The organism is Bhargavaea sp. GQ12 (assembly GCF_059758705.1).
This window is the reverse complement of sequence record NZ_JCAXEU010000052.1, coordinates 1-475: the sequence shown is the minus strand read 5'-3', so window position 1 is coordinate 475 and position 475 is coordinate 1. Positions and strand designations below refer to the sequence as shown.

Here is a 475-nt window from a genome sequence, read left to right as displayed (position 1 = left end):
TAGGCCTTCCATGGCGGAACACCCAACCGGATCAGGTTGCGGATGCGGGTTTTCGGCTTCTTCCAGTCCTTCCATATGCACATGCGGAGTCTTCTTCGAATCCAGCTCTCGAATTCCTGAAACACCGATGGTGTATCGGCCAACTGGTAATAGTTGACCCAGCCATTCAGGAATTTGTTCAACTTTTGCACCCGGTTTTCCAAGGAGTACGGCATCTTTCGGGAAGTAATCTCCCTGATGCGCTCTTTAAACCTTGCCTTGCTCTTGTTGGCTATCCTTATTTTCGGGTTACGATTTGGGGTGAAGCTGAAGCCGAGAAACTTACGTTTCCACGGCCGGTCCACTGCAGACTTCTGCCGGTTCACTTTGAGTTTCAATGTCCCTTCGATGAATTTTGTCACGGATTCCATTACTCGTTCGCCGGCCCGCTTGGACCTCACGTAGATATTGCAATCGTCCGCGTAGCGAACAAAGC

Annotated in this window: 1 protein-coding gene; it reads right to left on the bottom strand. The window is 50.5% G+C overall.

The window, feature by feature from the left end:
• Positions 1–475 (bottom strand): group II intron maturase-specific domain-containing protein (locus AC6CHQ_RS16355; protein ID WP_498082075.1); only part of this gene is annotated, 475 nt, incomplete at both ends.